Below are 20,102 nucleotides of genomic sequence, written 5' to 3' on the forward strand. Positions count from 1 at the left end.
TGACAGATGTTGGTATAGTGAAGATTATGAACCAGAGCCTGGCTATTATGAGGGACGGGAATAATCTGCGCTGGCGAAGTGGAAAATAACGTGAAATTCACGATAGGTGGTGAGCGGAATGCGTAAACGTTTCAGGTTATTGCTATACATCTGTTTCATCGTGGGGCTTGTAGCTTCTTCGATCGCTGCGAGGCCACTGGAGGTTCTGGCCAGTCCGGATTACATAAGCAAAGACAATGCAGCTTCTTCTCAGGAACAGTTGGCTTATTCGCTTGGGGTCCAGGCTTACATATACGGCTATCCGCTGGTAGTTATGGAACAAACGAGACAGATGGCTCTGAAAACAAGGGCCCCGCTCAATCAGTTTTATTACTCCAGCATGCTGGCTACTCCGCAATATCACGATATTGTAACTCCTAATAGCAATACGCTTTATTTTAGTGCCTGGCTGGATCTCTCCAAAGGTCCGGTGATCCTGAACGTTCCGGCCAATACGGATGACCGTTATTACACCGTCCAAATGCTTGATGCGTATACCAATACGTTCAGGAATGTGTCCAATCGTACAACCGGAAACAAGGCCGGACAATTCACCATCGTTGGACCGGGTGGAAGCAGTAATGTAATCAAAGCATCCATCCATGCCCCAACGCCAAACGTTTGGCTGCTCGGTCGTGTGGAAGCGAACGGTGAAGAGGATCTGTCCCGCGCAGTTGCCTTTGAGAAACAATTCACCCTGTCGAAGCCAACCGGTACATCTGCCAACGGCATAGCAGACGGTTTGTCTTCAAATCTGATGTCTTCCATGAAGAACGACCCGTTTACTTTTTATAAAATCATGACGGAACAGATCCGGCGAAACCCTCCGCCGACCTGCGATGCAGTTCTCCTGGATCAGTTCAAGCTAATCGGCATTGATCCTGCTAAGGGATTTGAACCAACGGATTTGAATGCTGCCACGAAAGCCGGACTGTTACGTGCCGCCAAAGATGCGCAACATATTATTGCGAATTCAGTCAAAGCGATTCCGACCACCAATGGATGGTATATCGGTAATGATATTGGAACCTATGGTACCCAATTTCTGCTGCGAGCTGTCGTAGCATATTCCGGTTTGGGCGCCAATGTCTCGGAGGAAGAGCTGTATGCACGTGCATTTGTAGATCAAAATGGGGAAAAGCTGCATGGCACGCAACGTTATGTGTTGCATTTTAACAAAAATGATCTTCCGCAGGTGACTGGATTTTGGTCTCTTACCCTGTACGGCTCGGATTTTTATCTGGTTGATAATGCGATTGGCAGATATTCAATTGGGGATTTGACAAAAGGACTCGTTTACAACGCTGACGGTTCACTGGACATATATATTCAGCAATCCGTTCCTGAAGGGAAAGAATCCAACTGGCTTGCCGCACCACCAGGTGAATTCAATCTGGTGCTGAGAATGTTTGCTCCGAAATCATCCATGCTGGAAGGGGAATATGAAGTACCTCCGGTCGCCCGAATACAATAGGAAGGATGGATACTATAAATGCTCGGAGTAAAATGAATTCAAAGGAACAACAAAAAGACGTGACCGATATGCTCGGTCACGTCTTTTTGGATGAGTACAGAAGAAAGCTTAGATACTTTTTTGGCTTACTGGGTTGGTCTTGGAGTCAAGCTGCAAAAATTCATGCTCATAAATTTCATGTACTCTGTTCAGAATTGCTGAGCCTTGCTCCGTAAAACGAAGATTGGTGGGTTTGTTTTTCATCAGGAACGTACCGGATGTAAGTCTGGTTTGCGCAATGGCAGCGTTATAGAGTAGTGAAGCTCCGTGACTTGGATGTGGGAAGAACAGCTTCATAATTGGCTTGATATAAAAGGGAAGCCCGGATGTTTTATTACCTCTGAGTGTATTGTTGCCTCCGGGGTCCACGCTGAATAACCGAATTCCTTTAGCCGCAGGGGTAGAAGCAGCTTCGTGTGTCCATAAAGATAGTGCGAGCTTCGAAGTCGCATAAGGACCGAACAGCTTTTTGAACTCGGCTGGATGTTCCAGGATGTCCAGGTTAAACTGTTTGACCATATTAAACGCACTGGTGGATGTATTAATAACGGTTTTCAAGTTTCCTTTGTGAAGAAGATCCTGTAGTTCCATGTAAATGATATACGGCACCACGGTCTGTAATTCGAAGTGCATTTCATGCCCCTGCTCCGACAAACGAAGGTCGTAACCACTGCCCCCGGCATTATTGAACAACACATCGATGGTATCCGTTTCGGATTTGATCTGATTCAGTGCTTTTTTAAGACTGTCGTACTGGGTAAGATTAGCTTGAACCCAACGGAGCTGGCCGGAGCGCAATCCGTCCTGAATATCACTGTCTTCCTTCGGAAAAGCGGAACGATTAAGGCCGATAACTTGCCAGCCTTCGACTAACAAAGTGCGGGTCAGTTCAAGGCCAATTCCCGAAGTTGAACCTGTAATTAGAGCTGTACGAAGTGTATGGTTTGAATTCATATCAATACCTCCTGAGTAAATGGGTGACAGCGTCAATCTGTCTAATGCGCTCATTCTATAATTTGGAGTCGACTCCAAGTCAAGCGTACTGTTGGCTGAAATTTTAATTTTCAGGAAGTGGCATGTTTGAACTCATAACAACCTTGACTTGGAGCTGACTCCAAGTTGTAAGATAGAGATCAATGAAGGCGGAGAGGTCAACGATAATGAACGATCCTGTAGTGTTCTCTATTAAAGAGACGTCAGAACAAGCCGGACTATCGGAAGATACCATTCGTTATTATGAGAAGATTGGGCTTCTTCCCCGGGCAGAACGCAAGGCCAATCGCCATCGGGTATACCGTCCGGAGGATATCCAGACGATGAAGCTTATTACTTGTCTGAAAAAAACAGGCATGTCTCTGGAGGAAATGAAGCCTTATTTACAGATGTCGATGGATTCGGACCTGGAAGATTTCCCGGATGAACGTGAAATGCTGTTAAATCATCGAAAGAAGATTGAAGCGCAGATTGCATCCTTGCAGCAGATCGTCGATTTTATTGATGAGAAGATGGAGAAGCGAAGCATGTTTCCGGATGAGTGCCCGATTACCGGGGAGAATCAAATGTCTGTATTTGAAAAAAAGAACATCTTCTCTTGAGAGCTGCAAGCTCAGCGGAACCAAAAAACCACGTCATTATGACGTGGTTTTTTTGCTTATATTTAGCAGTCGATATGGAGTGTATGGCGAAGGCGCTTGATATCACTTTTGGGAGGGAGGCCATACATGCGGGCGTACTCCCGACTGAATTGGGAAGGACTCTCGTACCCAACCTGGAATGCAGCATCGGCTGCATCAGTTGAACCTGCAAGCAGCATTCGCCGGGCCTCCTGCAATCGAATCTGTTTTTGATATTGCAGTGGGCTCATGGCGGTAATGGCTTTGAAATGATAATGCAATGAGGACGTACTCATGTTAATCATGGAAGCCAATTGTTCGATTCGCAGTGGATGGGCGTATTCTGATTGGATCACTTCAATGACTTGAGCGATGTGCTGTGCATGACTGTTCTGAACTGCAAACTGCCTGATGGAGTGTCCATGTTCATCCTGAATCAGACGATATAGAACCTCGCGGATCATAAGCGGTGCAAGTACGGGAATGTCTTCAGGTGTATCCAGCAGTCGAACCAATCGGATTACGGATTCCAGAAGCGGAAGTTTGGTTGAACTTACAAACAACCCACGACGTGTTGAATTGTTGGGTTTGGTCTGTGTAGAGGGAGAATCCTGTATGAGATCAAAAATCTGACCTGAATCAAAATCAAGTCGCAGACAGAGATAAGGATGTTCTATCGTAGCCTGTACAACTTGCCCTGAAATAGGCAAGTTTATGGAAGCAACCAAATACTGTGAAGAGTCATAGGTGTAGCTCTCCTGTCCGAGAATAACCAGTTTGGACCCTTGGGCCACAATGCACAGGGCGGGTTCGTGCACGGCATGAATGGGCTCTGAAACCTGGGAAGCGCGGATCAAAGCAAGCGAAGGAATTGATGTTAGATGAACCCCGTCTTCGTGGGTGAAACGGCCGATTAAGCGAGCCAATTCCTGCTGCTGCTGAATAATTGCTGTATCTGGTTTCATTTTTGAAAGCATGGATTGCAGGCCCTCCTTTCCTCGTACTCGTTTAACTATTTTAGAATGTGCTGGACGAATAGGCAAGAATACTGTGGGATTCTTCTATCGTACAGAGACTGATCCATTACATAATGAAGGTAAGCAATTGAATCTGTTGGCAACAGAAAGGAGTGTCGTGGAAATATGGTAGGCAATAGATCAGGAGGCAGACAAGAAGTGGAACACCCTTATGTTGGGATGTGGGTGACGCAGGACGGGTACATCAGGCATGAGCTTCTCCCTGACGGTCGCTATGATGAAGCGCGGGGAAATAGGCAAAGTGCATATCAAGGACGATATGTAGTCGATGGAGACCATATTGAATATGTGGATGATACTGGATTTACCGCAGATGGAGACTTTAAGGACGGCGTGCTTTACCATGCGGGCATGGTTTTGTACAGAGAAAATGCACAATAAAACATTAAAAGGGAGAGTAATCAATATGTCCAATGTAAAAGGGAAAGTTGTTGTAATCACTGGTGCAAGCAGCGGAATTGGGGAGGCAACGGCGCGTGTGTTGGCAGAGCAGGGTGCTCATGTTGTCATTGGTGCAAGACGAGAGGATCGTCTGGAGGCGCTGGCGTCGTCCATTCGCTCGGAAGGTGGTTCGGTGGAGTATCATACACTTGATGTTACACAGCTGGAAGAGGTGCAAACGATCGTAGAGCTGGCGCTCAGTCGTTATGGACGGTTAGATGTGATTGTTAATAATGCCGGAGTCATGCCGCTCTCGCCCCTTGAAGCACTAAAAGTGGACGAGTGGAACCGTATGATTGATGTTAACATTCGCGGTGTTCTGCACGGCATTGCCGTTGGGCTGCCGGTTATGAAAGAACAGGGTTCCGGCCAGTTTATTAATATCGCCTCCATCGGAGCTTATGCCGTGACACCAACAGCCGCGGTATATTGTGCAACCAAATACGCGGTCCGTGCGATCTCGGAGGGTCTGCGACAGGAAGTAGGCGGGGATATCCGCGTGACCCTTGTATCGCCAGGTGTGACTGAATCCGAACTTGCCGAATCGATCTCTGATGATGAAGCGCGCGAGCTTATGAAAGATTATCGGCGCATATCCATTCCGGCCACGGCTATTGCTCAGAGCATTCTGTATGCGATCAACCAGCCGGCTGAGGTGGATGTGAATGAAATTGTGGTGAGACCCACATCAAGCATGGCTTAAACCTCGCTGTAAGACTACAAAGATGTCCACAACCATATACGGGTTGGGGGCGTCTTTTTGCACCCTGAAAGAGAGCTCGCCTAGGTTGCAATATGGTATAGTAATGATCAAGTAGTGCACCAGAGAGAGGGGAATAATGCATTGACGCTGCAACAGCTCAAATATGTGATTGAAGTCGCCACGCGTGGCTCGATGAATGAAGCCGCCAAGCGGCTGTTTATTTCCCAGCCCAGCCTGTCGAATGCCATTCGGGATCTGGAGCAGGAACTGCGGATTACCATTTTTGAACGTACGAATAAAGGGATAACTTTGTCCAAAGAAGGCGTGGAATTTCTAAGTTATGCGCGCCAGGTGGTGGAGCAGGCGGAATTGCTGGAGAATCGTTATTTGAATGCGAAGCCCTCTCCGCAACATTTCTCCGTTTCCACACAGCACTATGCTTTTGCAGTGAATGCATTCGTGAAACTGGTGCAGCAGTATGGACAGGATGAATATGAACTGGCTCTGCGGGAGACGAAAACATATGAGATTATCCAGGATGTAAAAAGCCTGCGCAGCGAGATTGGCATTCTGTATCTGAATGAATTTAATTCCAAAGTTATTAACAAACTGCTTAAGGATGCGGGACTGGTGTTCAATAGTCTGTTTGTTGCCAAGCCGCATATCTTTATCAGTGTGCAAAATCCGCTGGCGAAGCAGGAGTCGGTTGCAATTGAACAGCTTCAGGATTATCCATACCTGTCCTTTGACCAGGGGGAATATAACTCCTTCCATTTTTCAGAGGAAATCCTAAGCACACTTTCTCATCCCAAAAGCATACAGGTTAACGACCGAGCCACGTTGTTTAATCTGTTAATCGGTTTGAACGGATACACCATCTCGACAGGTGTGCTTAGTGCCGACCTGAATGGGAATGAGATCATCCCCGTCCCGCTGGAGTGTGAAGAGACCATTAATGTTGGCTGGATCAGCCACAAAAATGCTTCGCTTTCCAATCTGGGCATGGAGTATGTCCAGGCTCTGCATGAGGCGATTCAATCCTAAATGGTCATGTAAAACCGTCTCCGTTTCAGCGGAGTCTTTTTTTGCTGTTTTGAGGTACGATACTATCTTCACGTATAATATATAGGAACATACTTATAATCATTGCGTAAAAGGATGAAGGGAGAACGTTCAGTGCGAGTTTTATACCGAAATAAGAGTGAACAGCATGAGTTGACGATATATGACACATCCAAGCTTTATGGGGAAAAGGGCCGGTTTCGTGTGCTGGAGTTCTCCAATGCAGCAGTACAGGGGGCAATGGATCTGGACGATCCCTCCCGAATGGTGCTGGAGTATCCAAGAGCGATGGTTCACTTAATGGAACGAAATAATCCCGGTTATGAATCGGTTTTTGTGGTGGGCCACGGCATTGGAACCTTATCAACCTACCTGTCTAACCGTCGAGTAAAAGTCGCCGAACTCGATGCGGAAGTCGTTGAGCTCAGCAGAACTTTCTTTGGATATAGTGGAGATCATGTGCTGGTTGGTGACGGTCGTGAACGATTGGACCAGGAAGCTTCAGGCTCATACCATTATATTATTGTAGATGCTTTTACGGCTACTGGAACTCCTGCACAGTTTACTTCAAGCTCATTTTTCACGATGCTAAAAGATAAATTGCATTCTGGTGGTATGGTGTTGCTGAATGTATTTGGTCGTGCGGGCAATGACAGACAGGTGAATGCGATTCATACCACGTTACAGGAACACTTCGCTTATACGCGCTCATTTGCATTGCCAGCTGAAACCATCGATGAAGTTCAAAATCGTATTTTGGTTGGTTGTGACGGACCCATTTCATTTCAAACGCGTCATATGGCTGGGTTTGTAGAACAGCAGCCTGGCGAGGGATATGTTATTGTGGATTCAAATGAATCTTAATCTCAAATACAGTTTCAGACGATTTCAAAAAAAGTACCATTGCATGTAATCAATTGTCATTAAATCGTCAATCTTCCTATGTAATTATTCGAACTTCACAAACTATTTATTTCTTCTTAACAACTTTCGTATAAGATAGAAGGAATATGCCTTTTCATGAAAAACCGGGGGAAGCAATAATGATCGCAGAGAATAAAACATCCAGATTAAGAAGAAAAGTAAGGGAGATCAAAAAAATCAGCCTTACCGCTCTGTTGAGTGGATTGGTCACCATTGCCGTTTTGATGACATTGACCATTATGTTTATTTCATCTTATACATCCCAGAAGCAATCGCTAATTGATAACACACTCTCACTTAATTATTCAAGTGCCGTGCAGATGAGCCAAACACTGGACTCGTTGTTTCAATCCATGCAGGCCAGTTTGAAGTATTCAGCTAATTATTTTCCGGAAATAGACTATGCAGACGCCAATAAACTGGATTCCACACTGGATTTGATTCGAAACAGCAGCAATTATTTCAATTCGGTTTCTCTGGTAGATGCATCGGGAATCATTCGGGGTTCATCTCCTTATTTGGAAAAAAGCCTCGGACAACCTATAACTTCTGATGCAGCCAAAAAAGCGTTCAAATCGAGGGATTCCTATATATCCGAAGCGTACCGTGCGCCTTATTCGGAACGAAGAATCGTATTTGTGAGTGAACCAATCTTCAGTCCATCAGGTGATTTCAAAGGTTCGATTAGTGGGAGCATTTATCTACAGGAAAACAACATCTTGAACCTGTCATTTGGCAGTCAGCTGAAGACCAGTAATGGCTCTTATTTTTTTATTGTTGATGCCAAAGGGACATTGTTATTTCACCCGGATACGGAAAGAATCGGTGAAAATCTCAGCAAAAACCAGATTGTGCAGAAATTGCTTAACCACCAGACAGGGAAAGAACAATACAAGAATCTGGCGGGTGTGGATTCACTCGCAGGTTATTATAAGGTCCCGACAACAGATTGGGGCGTTGTTGTCGTATCTCCAACCCAGATGGTATACGATCAGCTGAATCAACATATTCGCATGTTGCTCCTGTACACTTCAATTCCGTTTATCATTCTGACGCTTATCGTTATTCGTGTAGCACGCAAACTGGCCAGTCCGTTTGTTTATCTTGCAGATTTGGTTAACCAGGTGGATCAGGGCAAAGTAGATCTGCCTGTAATGAAGCCACATTGGAACAGGGAAGCGGACTTGTTAACACGCACTGTGCTGAGCGCATTGGCGAATTTTAGAAAGCAGAAGGATCAGCTAACTTATGATGCCAGAACGGATGTATTAACCGGAATGACCAATCGCAGAACATTTGAAGAAGTCATTCAGCACTGGATTGAAGAAGAAGTTCCTTTCTCCATTGTGGTTCTGGATATTGATCGTTTCAAAACCATAAACGATACGTATGGGCATCATGCGGGAGATCAGGTTCTGAAGCATATCGCGGATATCATTAAACTGTCGGTTCGGACGCAGGATGTAAGCTCTCGGTTTGGCGGGGAGGAGTTTGTGGTGTTACTGCGACATACGGATTCCAAAACAGCGTATCAAATTGCCGAGCATATCCGCGTATCCGTGGAACAAAGTATATTGCCTATTGATCGTTCCGTGACCATTTCGGTAGGCATTGCCGAGTATCCGTTGCATTCCACAACGGCGACAGAGTTGTTCCATTTGGCGGACAATGCGTTATATCAAGCCAAGGAAGAGGGACGTAATCGTACCATTACCATTCAAACGGTCATAAAATAAGGTTCACACATCTCCCATATCGGAAACAAAAGAAGCTGATCCCATCTGAGAAAGGGACAGCTTCTTTTGTCTTTTGTTTACACCTCTTGTGATCTGGCCAGGACTTCATTCGTATACTGTTCTCCCCAGTCTCGCATGCTGTAAATAATCGGCCGGAGCGTTTCTCCAAATGGTGTAAGCGAATATTCTACTTTGGGCGGAACTTGAGGATATATTTCCCTGTGAACAATTCCGCTGCTTTCCAGCTCTCTTAACTGGAGAGTTAACATCCGTTGGGTAATATCAGGAAATAATTTTCTGATCTCGTTGAATCTTAACGAACCGGAGAACAGGTGATATAGAATCGCACCTTTCCATTTGCCTCCGATGACACTAAGCGTGACTTCAACGGAACAGCCATAAGGTGAGGGACACGCATCGTTCGGGTTCTTTCTCATTATAGTTGCACCTCCAGTTCGTGGTGGTTATTTATAGTATCCATTTCAGTACTACAGCACATAAATGTACATATCACTCATCTATGAGCATATCACTTCTCCATTGGATTATAAACCCCATGCATCGGCATGATGTTAAATCAACAAAGAACCCCGGTTTCGTATCGCGAAACATCGAGGTTCTCAGGATTGAAAAGCTTGATTATAGTAAAGTGTCCAGGGAGTACGCTCCTGCACCCGCAAGTGCAACACCGATTAGTGATCCGAGCATAACCAGATTGTACTCGAACCCTCCGTTCAGATTCCAAAGTCCTTTACCTGCATGGACTTTCACTATGGCAACAACCATAGGAATAATGAGCAAAATGACAGCAACACCAGTCCAGAGACCTGCCCCAAACAGGAATCCGCCGATCAATTCAAGAAGGCCTCCACAGACAGCCATAACTCTCGCAGGCTTCAGACCAATCGCCCCAAAAAATTCAGCTGTTCCTGATATGCCTTCTCCACCAAACCAGCCAAACAGTTTCTTGCATGCATGACCCATCATAATAAAACCAATAACAAGTCGAATGATAAGTAATCCAGCGTCTAACATATATTTATTTCCTCTTCTCAGGTTGTATAAATTGATTGGCCTTATATCGTATAAACGTCAGATCAGCGACGCCAGAATGGTATCACATAGCGCCATGGTTTCAATATTATCCTTGCCACTGGAATGTGGAACAGCCTTGTTCTGGCAGCATTCCATGAAATGAGCCATCTCACCTACAAACCCTCGTAAGTAAAGGTCACGATAGGCTCCTGACATGGGAGAGCCGGAAGGGGTAAAAACAGTATCCTGCTCCTCAAGGGACTTCCAGGGAAGGTTATCCCCTGTACGAGATTGATGAACCGTAAGTGTATTAATCTCATCTGCTAACGCAAATCCGTCGTCAAAGGTGACTAGTACACTTTCGCTCTCGCGTGACCATGCACTCATGCCAGCAAAGTAGGCACTGCCCACCACACCATGATCAAATTTCAGGGAAATGCTCTGGTTAATATGTTCTCCGTCCTTAACCGTTGTGCCTGTGACCTGTACGGCTTCCCCGAACAGGAAACGCATCAGATCAACCATATGAATGGCAGCGAGCTTCATGAATTGTTCTTCATCCTTGCAGAAGGGTGTGCTGTCTACAGCGAATTTCATTTGGAAAGAACGTGCTCTACCCAATGATCCACCATCAATCAGTTCCTTGAGTTTTATATAGACCGGAGCATATCGTTTCATGAATCCAACCATGACAACCACACCGGCCTTTTGGGCAGCTTCAGCCACAGCAGCAGCTTCGGCAGTATTCCATCCGAGGGGTTTATCGACGTATACATTTTTGCCAGCCCGGATGCATTCAAGGGCAAGGACTGTCTGATCCTCTGGTTGCGCCACAACAATGACGCCATCACAGTCTTCATTTTGCAACATCAGCTGAGTATTGTCATACGCTTTCCCACTGCTCCCAAAACGAAGCAGAGCCGCCGCGGACCGTTCAATACTGCGGGTGGCGATGGCCTGAATTTCTGCTCCTGCTTCAACAGCCGAAGGATATATATTTGTGGATGCATGGAATCCTGCACCGATAAAACAAAGTTTGGCTTTTTTCATGTGAACCTCTCCTTTAAATGCATATTACCATTCACGATGATTAGATCTTGTAGCTTAAATGCTTAAGCATCTGTCCGGCAATGGTGTTGTTAACGTTATGAGGAACCGGCTGTGGTCCGAGGATGAGGTGTTGGCGTTGCTGTACAAGATATAGCAGGGAGGCGGCTTGCAGGGACAAGCCCAAATCCATCGTTTCGGCAGGGTTGCCGCTGCCACCAGCCAGGTTCAGCATCTCGCCTTGAGTAAGTAACATGAGTCGACGTCCGTTGGCTAATGTAAATTGTTCGATATCCGCTGTCAGTTGTTCGGTATGCTTCGCATCCTGACGGAGACTTTCCAATTCCATCTCCCAAGAAAAATGTCCGGCATTGGCGAGGATCGTTCCATCATTCATCTGGGTAAAATGTTCCTTCAGAATGGCGTTAGGACGGCCAGTGACAGTAATGTACACTTGGGCAAATGCAAATGTATGCTCCAGTCGTGCCACTCTGAATCCATCCAGCGCGGCTTCCAGACCCGCAATCGGATCGGTTTCAACGACAACAACCTGGCTGCCCAGATTCCGCAAATACCTGGCGATGCCTCGTCCACATGTTCCATAACCTACGATGACGAAACGACGTGTGGGCAGAATCAGGTTTGTAGTACGCATAAAACCTTCAATAATGGTCTGACCAACACCGTGTTCATTTTCCATGATTCGTTTGAGTGGACTGTCATTAATGACAATGATCGGGAAAGGAATGTTCTCACCCGTCTCTTCACGCAGCAGATTGGCCCCGGTCGTTGTCTCCTCCGTACCGCCAATTAGAGTGCTGGTATCATACTGTTGAATGAGGGTGCGCGCCAGATCAGCTCCGTTATCCATGAGGAGATGGGGGTGATGACGAAGTACACTTTGGATATTTTGCAGGTGCTCATTACGCCTGTCCGCACGTTGACCATATACCGTGATGCCTTCTTCTTGCAGAGCTGCTGCGACGGCGTCTTTGGTTGTGCCCGGGCTGCCAGTCAATACAACTTTGGCTCCACCTGCTTGGAGAGTTCGGCATAACACAGCAGTTTTGGGCTCCACATGAATACATATACCAATGGTTAATCCAGCAAAAGGCAGCTCTTTGGCAAACTGGGATTTCAATTCGCCGAGCAGGGGCATATGCATTTCCGTCCAGTGAATGCTGCGTTTTCCTTCTTCAATACGTTCATGTGTTGTGTTCTTGATCGTCATGCAAACTCCCCTTTTCTATGCAAGGTATAGCGTGTCCATCAGGACACTTGATCTGCTTAATGTCTACGATAGGGAGTTTGATGAGGTTAAAAAAGGACATATGTCCTATCCATTACAACTTGGAAAAAAGGTATTGCAAACTTATTTCAGAGCATGTATACTCTTAATTACGGTAAAACAAGCAATTGCTTAACCGGAATGCTTTTCATCCATGATGAGAAGATACATATTATGCGGTCGTGGCGGAATTGGCAGACGCGCACGGTTCAGGTCCGTGTGGGCTAACCCCCGTGGAGGTTCGAGTCCTCTCGACCGCATCGGAGAAAAAAGCTCGCGAATTGCTCTAAAGGCAATTTGCGAGCTTTTTTGTTTTTTATTTATTGAATATGAATTGTTGCACACATAGACCCGCAATTGCTCCGGCAATACCAAAGAGCGCAACACTGGCCATGACCTCATACGCCTGAAAACGAAACAGAAAAGCAATGCCGCTGCCAAACGTTGTTCCTGCGAGAAATCCGAGAGAAATCCCTATTTCTTTAGTTAATTTCATAGGTTCACCTGCTTGGGGGTGTGAGTTTAGGATTTGCAAATTTTTAAAACAGGAAGTAAAGTGTGATCAGGAAAATACTCACATTTTATTTCCTTTTTTCATTTTGTGGTTTTAACCATGTAATTATGCATGATATTTCTTAAGGGAGGTTAAGGGCGAATGAATATGAACGAGCGAATTGCAGCATGGAATGAAGAAGCGCAGACTTGTACTTGTGGGCATGATCATCGGTTGGTGCAAATGCAGGTCTATTTGGAGCATGGAGCTGTCGAGCGGTTATCTGGCTATTTGTCAGAGCAAGAGTACAAATATGTAACAGTGGTATATGATCGATTTACAGGTCCGGCAGCAGGACACGAGGTGGTAAAGAACATCCGAGAAGCTGGCGTTCATGTGGATGAGATATGCATGCCAGAGAACAAAGCAGGCGACGTGATCGCCGATGAGGGCGGGATTGTGCAAGTACTGCTCGGTGTGAAACAGGAAAGTCAGGCAATCATTGCTGCTGGTTCAGGGACTATTCATGACCTGGTGCGATTTGTTTGCTCCAAAATGAACAAGCCCTTTCTGTCAGTACCTACAGCAGCTTCGGTTGATGGATTTACCTCGGCAGGTGCACCTCTTATTGTAAGCGGCGTCAAACAAACTTTCCAGGCGGTGCCGCCTGAAGCTATTTTCGCGGATATCGATATTTTGGAGCAAGCGCCCCAAGAGATGAATGCCGCCGGATTCGGAGATATGCTTGGTAAATATACATCACTGGCAGACTGGGTGGTTTCCAGGGATCTGGGCGGGGAACCGTTCTGCCCCGTAGCTTATTGCATGACGGAAGAAGCACTAGCGACCTGTGTGGAGCATGTACAAGGTATCGCTGAAGGACGGGCCGATGGTGTGACTGTATTGATGGATGCGCTGATTGCTTCCGGCATTTCCATGCTGATCATTGATCATTCCCGTCCTGCATCCGGTGGAGAACATCATCTGTCCCATCGATGGGAGATGGATCTGATGGAGGCAGGGCACAAGCCTGTTTTGCATGGTGCCAAGGTGGGAGTGGCCTGTGCACTGCTTACCGTAAAATACAAAGATCTTGCACAAAAATCCGAAGAGCCGGTTTTCCATGTATACAATAATCTGCCGGATGCATCTCAGCTTACTGCTTGGCTAGAGCAAGTTGGGGGCCCTACAACAACTGAACAACTGGGTGTATCCAAGGAGATGGTAGAGCATGCTTTTGCCACAGCTCATTTGCTTCGGGATCGTTATACAGGACTGAAATATATCAACGAGATTCTTAACGTGGGTTCGAAATAAGGATAAAAGAAATAATATGGACAAGTGTTATCTCGTGCATTTAATTGTACGTACAAATTAACAGTGAGGAATGTAATGTATGAGACAAGATAGTGTCATTGTTTACAATAGAGGATATTACACTTGATTCGATATCAACATATCTACATGAATTTTTGAAAAACACGGGCATACAAGGGGTTAGGATGGAGCGGAACAAACGTTATACAAGGTGAATTAGAGTGTGAATTAAAGCCTGCTCCTTTGGGGGACAGAGCTTTTTATACTTCATAAAAAAAGTAATGGGTTAAATTGTTCGTACAAATATATGATGAAAATGAAGCTAACGATGAAGTTCTATTTCTTTAAATGATTAAGAATTTAATGGAATGGCTAGTTAGCATTTTTGAGGTATATATTGGCATAACTCTCCGCGTATTTCGACAAAGGGATTTTCGCCTCGTTCAGAGAGCGAGCTGTATCGGCACAGGTTAAGGAGTTACTAGGGATGAAGGAATGATGCGTCCAAAGCTGGTTGGAGGGCAAGAGGGCTGCTTATCGCCCCTTAGAGACGATGCTGAGTACACCCGACTGGAGAAATGGTAACCTAATATAACCTGTACGATGAAAGTGGTATTTTAAAAAGGCTCTGTCTTTCCCAATGGGAGAAGACAGAGCCTTTTGGTTGTTCGCTAATTTAGTTATTGTGGCGATCTTTCAAGATGACATCTGCGAACAAAATAGTTTTCGGGATGCGGAAAAATTGTTCCGCTTGTTCCTGAAACGCAGCAGAAGGCAGCGTTCCCTGATGCAGCCATTTGCGGAAAGTGCCGGGGTGAACCCCGATCCAGTGGCTGACATCTGTCACCGACAAATCATGGACCATACACAAGCCTGTCAGAATACGGTTGCTAACCGGAGAACGGGTCACCGTACGCTTCATGAAGCGGGAAGGCTCGGGCTGACAAATGACAGGGCTTTTGCGTACCACTTCTTCATTAAAAAGAATGTGGCGCGGGTAGCCGAGCAACTGGCATGCCTTGTCCAAATTGGTACTGCCGGGTATCCGTCCTTCATACACCCACGCGCTGACACTGCGTGAAGAGATGGATAGATCTTCGGCGAGCTGGGACAACTTGATATCATTGGCCATCAGCACGGCAAGAAGAACACGGTTGCGGATTTGACAGCGTGTCGGTTTTCGGAATCGTTTAACACGGACGCCTTTTCCCAAATATTTACGGTTGATCAGAGACCACGCCTGGATGGAATGTTGTTCTGGTTGATTAGGCATATTTCCTCCGATTTTTTTAACCAAATACTACAATAAGTATGGGGGTACTTTCAAGTGCCGGGTGCAACTGTTTCAAATGAACGGATGCGTGAATCCGCTCCAAAGGAGGAATTATGAACTAGAACAGACGCATTTCACATCCTAGTATATTCCTAGATTACAATGTTTCACTAAATTTAAGGGATCAAATAGATAATGAATAAAAATAAAATGAGTCTAAATACCTATTGGTGGGACTATAGTACTTTTATCTGTTTTTTGTTGATATGGTGCGGTTTATTTCCCTGATTTACCCATAAATATTCGATTTTCGTTAAAGGAACCAATTTCCAATGTGCACAAATCTGAAATTAGAAATCCGCTTGTTCAGCAAGGCATGTGGACTGTCAAAATCTCTTACTCTTACATATCTTGTATGGAGATCAAGTGAGAGGGAGAGGTGAGAAACGTGAGTCCATCCGTAAGTACCTTTGCTGCCATTTCTGGGGCGTTCATGACGTTTGCTTTTGGTGGATGGGATCAGCTGCTCAGCTTGCTGGCGGTTGCAATGGCTGTGGATTATATTACGGGTCTCGCTGCGGCAGTCAGAACGGGTAAAGGATTGAATAGTAATGTTGGATTCTGGGGGCTGGCGCGCAAAGGTCTCATGCTGACGGTTATTCTGCTTGCCCACCGAATTGATCTGCTCATGGGAACTGACATCATTAAAGGGGGAGCCATCTACTTTTATCTGATGAATGAGCTGATATCCATTACCGAAAATTATGCCCGCATTGGGCTTCCATTGCCTGACAAGCTCAGACAGGCTATAGCGGTGCTGAAAAAACAGGAGGGGTTGTCTGAACGGGAATGGCCTCAACCACAGCCGAACGTGGAGGATAAGGAAACAAAAGAAAAAGCAGCAGAAGTTATTCCGGAAAAACCGACAAACCAAAGTGAGCAGACGGATAATATGTCTCAGGAGAAATCAAAGGCGAATGAAAGCAGCCCCGATTAGATTGTCTTTTAAGAGAACGTTTCCAAGTATCCTTTCGTAATAGAGGACGTTATGATATATTTTGGATACAAGAAAATTCATTCATACCAATTATTATACTCAAATGAGGTGCTTGTCTGATGATTAAACATATTGTTCTGTTTAAAATGAAAGATCGTTCTCCTGAAAGTATTGAAGCGGCTGCGAATGTTCTTCGCAATCTGCAAGGGAAAATTGATGTTCTGGTCTCGCTTGAAGTGGGTATTGACGTGCTTCGTTCGGACAGATCTTTTGACATCTCACTTACGGCAGAATTTGCATCACTGGAAGATCTTCAGGCATATCAGGTGCATCCGCTGCATCAGGAAGTCATCAAGTATATGAACGAGGTCAGAGAGCAGTCGATTGCAGTGGACTACGAAATCTAATCTGTTATTCATTCTACTTTGGATAAAGGGGACTCTGCATGAGCGATTTAAGAGACGTTATGGAATTTTTATATATTTTTGTCGTGTTTCTGATCGCTTGTCCTGTGATGTTATTTTGGCTGAAGCGAAGAGGAAAAAGGAACCGATAATTCACTGAACGGGAAGTGAACACATTGTATTACGTAAACAGGGAACAGATTGCCCGCCGGCTTGCTGCCGTACCGGAGGTGGCCGAAGGCCTTCGCCGCGCGTCACAAGCTTGGGATGGCAGTCTAATGCTGGGTCTGGTACAGGAGCGTTGTCTTCATCTGGCGATTGAAATCGTTACGGATGTGGGAAGTTATCTCATTGACGGCTTCATCATGCGTGATGCGAGCAGCTATGACGATATTATTCAGATTAACCACGAAGAGAACGTTTTTGATCATGCAACCTATGAGGTGCTTAGTCTCCTCGTATCGTTGCGCAAGCCGCTCGTTCAGGACTATTACAGCTGGGAGCGGTCTGAACTGCATCCGCTGAGCAGTGACTTGCCGGGCGTGCTTGAACATTTTTCCCTTCAGGTCAATACTTATGTGGAAAAAGAACTCGGACCTTTCCAGACTGCACAGGCCGAGGGGAAGAGCAAGGAATGAGGGGAAGCAGCATGACGAACGAATGGAAAGAAGATCAAGAAGGAAATAATGAAACGAATGACATACCTTCCGGATTTCATCCGGTATATATGATTGAGTTGTTATTTCAGGAACGTCCCGTTGTAGATCAGGGACGTTTGCAAGATGCACTGAGTCGTCATACCGGACAAGTCCGGCTTGATGTAAAGCAGGGCAATGCGGAGCATAATCCTGAGATGCTGGTTTTCTACCATCTGGACCATAAGGTTTCTTTTCAGGAAGGTAACATTCCGGCACAGACTTGCATGCTCCCCATTACTGAAATTGTAGATCGCGCCCGCTTTGGAGGGGCTTTGCAGCAAGCCTGGCATTGGCCAGAAGCAGGACAAGCTATGGAAACGATCCAATATTCCATCCGGATTCACGATATGTTCACTGCTGCCATGCCGCGCAAACAGCGACTCGAATTGTTCCAAAAGACGATTCAGGCTGTTATGGAAGTGATGCCTTGTGAGGCGTTATACTGGTACGGCAGTGACAAATTGGTTGAGCCGGAAGCCTATGTGCTGTCACAGGAGCGTGAGGAGCATCTCTACGCTGCGATGAATGTGCGCATGTATCAGGCTGGAGGCACGGAGGAACAGCGTCAGCTGGTTATGGACACGGTAGGATTGTCGGCACTTGGTGTGCCTGATGTACAGTGTCATTTCATTGGACTCGATCCGGATACGGTAGCCCAGACATTACTCGGTGCCGCCTATTACATATTTGATCAGGGAGATGTTCTACAGGACGGACAGACGCTGGGATCTTCCGGCGGACGACGCTGGCGTTGTGAGCATCAGGCGGCATTGATCGCACCAGGACGTTATGTAATTGATCTGGACCCGGGGGATGAACATGCCGCTGCTCCGCTTGAGCCGGCGCGGCAGACCTGAGGCATATCAATATAAAGTCAGAAGGTGCGAAAGACGGTATCCAGAATTTTTTTGGTATCCGAGTGTCAGGTCAAGCCCTTGCTGCTTATACTGCATCAACAGAGTAGGCATTCGCCCGGATTGACGAGCAACAGTCCGTTGCTTGGTTATTCGGTACTTCATTTAAGGTAAAGGGAGAGATGCGACGTGAAGGATTCTAACAAAAGTTTGTTGTGGGGAGCATTAATCGGCTCAGTTGTAGGTTCAGTGACAGCTTTGCTGCTGGCGCCAAAATCCGGACGCGAACTTCGTCAAGATATTTCGGAAGGTGCACGTCAGGTGAGTGAGAAGGGTCAGGAACTGGCTAGCAAGGTAGGCGAACAAAGCGCACAGATCGTATCCAAAGTAAAAGAGACGGCAGATGTCGTTATCCAGGATATTCAATCCTGGCGCAATTGCGCTGAAGGTAAAGAAGTGCGCGTATCCGCAGTCATTACTGATTCCGATTCTTCCATCGATGCAGAGGCAGCGAATGAGTCAGGCATTGAAGTCATCGCGAAGCTTCCTGCCGATGATTCCAAAGAAAACATTTAAAGCTAAGCTTGAACGTGAGCAGGCTTTCCTCCATCTGGAGGGGGGCCTGCTTTGTTGTGCGTGGTGGTGCAGGAGTGGTACGATACGGCATTTTGTTTGAACCCTGCGATGAAATCGGGTAAGATGTAGGTACCTTTTTGCCTGAAAATTCATACGGTAGGAAGAAAGCTCTGGGAACCAATTTGTTAGTAGAACCAATTCAATGAAGAAGGAAGCGGTGTGTTCGTGCAGCAAGCAATCGCTATATTAGACTCCGGTGTAGGGGGATTGACCGTCGCCAAGGAAGTGATGCGTCAGCTCCCACGGGAAAAGATCATATATTTTGGAGATACTGCCCGGACACCGTACGGACCCCGTTCGTCCGAACAAGTTAAACAATTCACGGAACAAATCGTTGATTTCTTGATCCAGTTCGATCCGAAGGTTATCGTTATCGCCTGTAATACGGCTACGGCAGCAGCGCTCGACTATATTCGAGCCAAGGTGAAAGTGCCTGTCATTGGTGTCATTCATCCAGGTGCACGAGCAGCCATCACAGCCACACGCACAGGACGCATCGGTGTCATTGGCACCGTGGGGACCATTGGAAGTGGTGCGTATACATCTGCACTCAAACAGTTGTCTCCCTATATTGATGTGGTCAGTCAGGCTTGTCCGGCACTTGTGCCACTGGTGGAGCAAGGCGAATTCCGTTCCGAGCAAACGACAAGTACGGTGGAGCAATCTTTAGGCCAGATTAAACAACAGCCGATTGATTGTCTTATTCTGGGTTGTACGCACTATCCTTTTCTCATGGATACCATTCAGGAGGTTATGGGGCAGGAAGTGAAGCTGATCAGTTCGGCAGATGAAACAGCGAGGGAAATCAGTACGATCTTGTATGATAAACGAAAGCTGGCCAGTGGGGATGAGACGCCCGTACATCAGTTTTTTTGCACAGGGGACCCACGTATGTTCCAGAATATTACCCGCCAATGGTTGGGAGAGCAGATCTCCAAAACGCCAGTTGTGTGGCAGGTTACCCAATTACCATAACTTTTTTTGATTTCTAT

21 protein-coding genes, 1 tRNA gene and 1 pseudogene are annotated in these 20,102 nt (G+C 46.1%); 15 read left to right on the top strand and 8 right to left on the bottom strand.

What is annotated here, in order from left to right:
• Nucleotides 1-118 precede the first annotated feature (118 nt).
• Nucleotides 119-1,513 carry a DUF1254 domain-containing protein gene (locus tag ACFVQB_RS00610; protein WP_379434428.1) on the top strand — a complete coding sequence of 465 codons (1,395 nt, stop codon included), beginning with the start codon at nt 119-121 and terminating at the stop codon, nt 1,511-1,513.
• Between the two features lie 108 nt (nt 1,514-1,621).
• Here the strand turns inward: ACFVQB_RS00610 and ACFVQB_RS00615 are convergent, their stop codons facing one another.
• Nucleotides 1,622-2,506 carry an SDR family NAD(P)-dependent oxidoreductase gene (locus ACFVQB_RS00615; protein WP_379434429.1) on the bottom strand — a complete coding sequence of 295 codons (885 nt, stop codon included), beginning with the start codon at nt 2,504-2,506 and terminating at the stop codon, nt 1,622-1,624.
• Between the two features lie 206 nt (nt 2,507-2,712).
• On the opposite strand from ACFVQB_RS00615, the gene ACFVQB_RS00620 reads away from it, so the two are divergent.
• Nucleotides 2,713-3,147: a MerR family transcriptional regulator gene (locus ACFVQB_RS00620; protein WP_379434430.1), complete on the top strand. Its 435-nt coding sequence runs from the start codon at nt 2,713-2,715 to the stop codon at nt 3,145-3,147.
• 62 nt (nt 3,148-3,209) lie between these two features.
• Here the strand turns inward: ACFVQB_RS00620 and ACFVQB_RS00625 are convergent, their stop codons facing one another.
• Complete coding sequence (locus ACFVQB_RS00625; protein WP_379434431.1) at nt 3,210-4,142, bottom strand: AraC family transcriptional regulator; 933 nt, start codon at nt 4,140-4,142, stop codon at nt 3,210-3,212.
• A 165-nt stretch (nt 4,143-4,307) separates the two neighbouring features.
• Here ACFVQB_RS00625 and ACFVQB_RS00630 point away from each other — a divergent pair, with 165 nt between their 5' ends.
• The 5 genes from ACFVQB_RS00630 to ACFVQB_RS00650 all read left to right on the top strand — a co-directional run bounded on the left by ACFVQB_RS00630 (nt 4,308) and on the right by ACFVQB_RS00650 (nt 9,068).
• Nucleotides 4,308-4,583, top strand: coding sequence for an Atu4866 domain-containing protein (locus ACFVQB_RS00630; RefSeq protein WP_379434433.1), 276 nt, complete (start codon nt 4,308-4,310; stop codon nt 4,581-4,583).
• 25 nt (nt 4,584-4,608) lie between these two features.
• Nucleotides 4,609-5,346 carry an SDR family oxidoreductase gene (locus ACFVQB_RS00635; protein WP_379434435.1) on the top strand — a complete coding sequence of 246 codons (738 nt, stop codon included), beginning with the start codon at nt 4,609-4,611 and terminating at the stop codon, nt 5,344-5,346.
• Nucleotides 5,347-5,487: 141 nt separating this feature from the next.
• Nucleotides 5,488-6,390, top strand: coding sequence for a LysR family transcriptional regulator (locus ACFVQB_RS00640; RefSeq protein WP_079694876.1), 903 nt, complete (start codon nt 5,488-5,490; stop codon nt 6,388-6,390).
• Between the two features lie 132 nt (nt 6,391-6,522).
• Entirely contained in the window at nt 6,523-7,272 is a 750-nt protein-coding gene (locus tag ACFVQB_RS00645; protein WP_379434436.1) for a spermidine synthase, read from the top strand.
• A gap of 179 nt (nt 7,273-7,451) precedes the next feature.
• Nucleotides 7,452-9,068: a sensor domain-containing diguanylate cyclase gene (locus tag ACFVQB_RS00650; RefSeq protein WP_379434437.1), complete on the top strand. Its 1,617-nt coding sequence runs from the start codon at nt 7,452-7,454 to the stop codon at nt 9,066-9,068.
• A gap of 77 nt (nt 9,069-9,145) precedes the next feature.
• Here ACFVQB_RS00650 and ACFVQB_RS00655 read toward each other — a convergent pair whose 3' ends face one another.
• The 4 genes from ACFVQB_RS00655 to ACFVQB_RS00670 all read right to left on the bottom strand — a co-directional run bounded on the left by ACFVQB_RS00655 (nt 9,146) and on the right by ACFVQB_RS00670 (nt 12,381).
• Nucleotides 9,146-9,505, bottom strand: coding sequence for a winged helix-turn-helix transcriptional regulator (locus ACFVQB_RS00655; protein ID WP_379434438.1), 360 nt, complete (start codon nt 9,503-9,505; stop codon nt 9,146-9,148).
• Nucleotides 9,506-9,707: 202 nt separating this feature from the next.
• Nucleotides 9,708-10,103, bottom strand: coding sequence for a DoxX family protein (locus ACFVQB_RS00660; RefSeq protein WP_379434439.1), 396 nt, complete (start codon nt 10,101-10,103; stop codon nt 9,708-9,710).
• Between the two features lie 57 nt (nt 10,104-10,160).
• The gene (locus tag ACFVQB_RS00665; RefSeq protein ID WP_379434440.1) at nt 10,161-11,153 is read right to left on the bottom strand and encodes a Gfo/Idh/MocA family protein; all 993 of its coding nucleotides are present in this window, start codon (nt 11,151-11,153) and stop codon (nt 10,161-10,163) included.
• Nucleotides 11,154-11,193: 40 nt separating this feature from the next.
• On the bottom strand, nt 11,194-12,381 hold the full coding sequence (locus ACFVQB_RS00670; RefSeq protein WP_379434442.1) for an adenosylhomocysteinase: 1,188 nt from the start codon (nt 12,379-12,381) through the stop codon (nt 11,194-11,196).
• Nucleotides 12,382-12,614: 233 nt separating this feature from the next.
• On the opposite strand from ACFVQB_RS00670, the gene ACFVQB_RS00675 reads away from it, so the two are divergent.
• A tRNA-Leu gene (locus ACFVQB_RS00675) sits at nt 12,615-12,698 on the top strand.
• Nucleotides 12,699-12,754: 56 nt separating this feature from the next.
• Here ACFVQB_RS00675 and ACFVQB_RS00680 read toward each other — a convergent pair.
• Entirely contained in the window at nt 12,755-12,934 is a 180-nt protein-coding gene (locus tag ACFVQB_RS00680) for a hypothetical protein (protein ID WP_063564909.1), read from the bottom strand.
• A gap of 159 nt (nt 12,935-13,093) precedes the next feature.
• Between ACFVQB_RS00680 and ACFVQB_RS00685 the strand changes: the two genes are divergently transcribed.
• On the top strand, nt 13,094-14,248 hold the full coding sequence (locus tag ACFVQB_RS00685) for a sn-glycerol-1-phosphate dehydrogenase (RefSeq protein ID WP_379434444.1): 1,155 nt from the start codon (nt 13,094-13,096) through the stop codon (nt 14,246-14,248).
• A gap of 676 nt (nt 14,249-14,924) precedes the next feature.
• Here the strand turns inward: ACFVQB_RS00685 and ACFVQB_RS00690 are convergent.
• Complete coding sequence (locus ACFVQB_RS00690) at nt 14,925-15,521, bottom strand: helix-turn-helix domain-containing protein (protein WP_024629188.1); 597 nt, start codon at nt 15,519-15,521, stop codon at nt 14,925-14,927.
• Nucleotides 15,522-15,960: 439 nt separating this feature from the next.
• Between ACFVQB_RS00690 and ACFVQB_RS00695 the strand changes: the two are divergent.
• The 6 genes and pseudogenes from ACFVQB_RS00695 to racE form a co-directional block, all read left to right on the top strand.
• Nucleotides 15,961-16,353: pseudogene (locus tag ACFVQB_RS00695) on the top strand (phage holin family protein); the annotation flags it as partial.
• Between the two features lie 284 nt (nt 16,354-16,637).
• On the top strand, nt 16,638-16,925 hold the full coding sequence (locus ACFVQB_RS00700; protein WP_063564906.1) for a Dabb family protein: 288 nt from the start codon (nt 16,638-16,640) through the stop codon (nt 16,923-16,925).
• Nucleotides 16,926-17,098: 173 nt separating this feature from the next.
• Nucleotides 17,099-17,560 carry a DUF86 domain-containing protein gene (locus ACFVQB_RS00705; protein ID WP_379434445.1) on the top strand — a complete coding sequence of 154 codons (462 nt, stop codon included), beginning with the start codon at nt 17,099-17,101 and terminating at the stop codon, nt 17,558-17,560.
• A gap of 11 nt (nt 17,561-17,571) precedes the next feature.
• On the top strand, nt 17,572-18,477 hold the full coding sequence (locus tag ACFVQB_RS00710) for a DUF4261 domain-containing protein (RefSeq protein ID WP_379434447.1): 906 nt from the start codon (nt 17,572-17,574) through the stop codon (nt 18,475-18,477).
• A 186-nt stretch (nt 18,478-18,663) separates the two neighbouring features.
• Nucleotides 18,664-19,050, top strand: a complete 387-nt coding sequence (locus ACFVQB_RS00715) for a YtxH domain-containing protein (RefSeq protein ID WP_379434449.1) — start codon at nt 18,664-18,666, stop codon at nt 19,048-19,050.
• A 225-nt stretch (nt 19,051-19,275) separates the two neighbouring features.
• Nucleotides 19,276-20,085, top strand: coding sequence for a glutamate racemase (racE, locus tag ACFVQB_RS00720; protein ID WP_379434450.1), 810 nt, complete (start codon nt 19,276-19,278; stop codon nt 20,083-20,085).
• Nucleotides 20,086-20,102: the final 17 nt, after the last annotated feature.

This window comes from Paenibacillus sp. NPDC057886, from assembly GCF_042796655.1.
Lineage (GTDB): Bacteria > Bacillota > Bacilli > Paenibacillales > Paenibacillaceae > Paenibacillus.